Origin of the sequence: Flavobacterium sp. FlaQc-49 (assembly GCF_044005985.1) — a bacterium.
Taxonomy (GTDB): Bacteria; Bacteroidota; Bacteroidia; order Flavobacteriales; family Flavobacteriaceae; genus Flavobacterium; species Flavobacterium cupriresistens.
Window position 1 is genome coordinate 1 of the sequence record NZ_JBIPCS010000032.1, and the last position, 817, is coordinate 817.

An 817-nucleotide genomic window follows, 5' to 3' on the forward strand; every position below is an offset into this window, starting at 1 on the left:
GTTTTTCGGTGTGCGGGTTTCTCGCCCGCATTATCGTTACTTATGCCTACATTTTCTTTTCTAACCAGTCCAGCATACCTTACGATACACCTTCAACCCTGTTAGAATGCTCCCCTACCACTTACAGCAAAACTGTAAATCCATAGCTTCGGTAATATGCTTATGCCCGATTATTATCCATGCTCGTCCGCTCGACTAGTGAGCTGTTACGCACTCTTTAAATGAATGGCTGCTTCCAAGCCAACATCCTAGCTGTCTGGGCAGACAAACCTCGTTCTTTCAACTTAGCATATATTTGGGGACCTTAGCTGATGGTCTGGGTTCTTTCCCTCTCGGACTTGGACCTTAGCACCCAAGCCCTCACTGTTATCAATCATTATATAGCATTCGGAGTTTGTCAGGAATTGGTAGGCGGTGAAGCCCCCGCATCCAATCAGTAGCTCTACCTCTATATAACTAAAATAACGCTGCACCTAAATGCATTTCGGGGAGTACGAGCTATTTCCGAGTTTGATTGGCCTTTCACCCCTACCCACAGGTCATCCGAAGACTTTTCAACGTCAACCGGTTCGGACCTCCACACTGTGTTACCAGCGCTTCATCCTGCCCATGGGTAGATCACACGGTTTCGCGTCTAACACTACTGACTAAAGCGCCCTATTCAGACTCGCTTTCGCTACGGATCCGTGACTTAACCACTTATCCTTGCCAGCAACGTTAACTCGTAGGCTCATTATGCAAAAGGCACGCCGTCACCCCACGAAAGGGCTCCGACCGCTTGTAAGCGTATGGTTTCAGGATCTATTTCACTCCGTTA

The 817-nt window shown here is 47.9% G+C and carries 1 rRNA gene; it reads right to left on the bottom strand.

From position 1 onward, the window contains the following. Positions 1-817 (bottom strand): 23S ribosomal RNA (locus tag ACHRV3_RS22950); the annotation flags it as partial.